Source organism: Brevundimonas sp. SPF441 (assembly GCF_009661015.1).
Taxonomy (GTDB): Bacteria; Pseudomonadota; Alphaproteobacteria; order Caulobacterales; family Caulobacteraceae; genus Brevundimonas; species Brevundimonas vesicularis.
Map to the genome: position 1 here is coordinate 1 of NZ_WJWX01000060.1, position 318 is coordinate 318.

Here is a 318-nt window from a genome sequence, read left to right on the forward strand (position 1 = left end):
ACCAACCTGGCCGGCTGCAACACGTCCAACACCGTCACCGTGTCCAAGAACGACATCCGCGGCCTGGTGAACAACTCGGGCGCCGGTTACGACTCCAACGTCTTCCAGGCCAACCTGCCTTACTCGGTCACCGGCACCTACACCGCCGGCGCCGTCGGTTCCACGGCCGCCGCGACCAACGGCAACTACATCAACCTGGCCGCCAACGCCAACTCCACCAGCGCCAGCCACGGCGCCTGGAAGTCGGCCATGGCCCTGAACGTGAACATCCCCGTTCCGTCCAAGTCGCTGCTCGCCGGCGCCTATGAAGGCCAGCTG

Annotated in this window: 1 protein-coding gene; it reads left to right on the forward strand. The window is 66.0% G+C overall.

What is annotated here, in order from left to right; translation table 11 throughout:
• The coding region (locus tag GGC30_RS16365) for a hypothetical protein (protein ID WP_228763799.1) at window positions 1–318 on the forward strand (318 nt) is incomplete at both ends.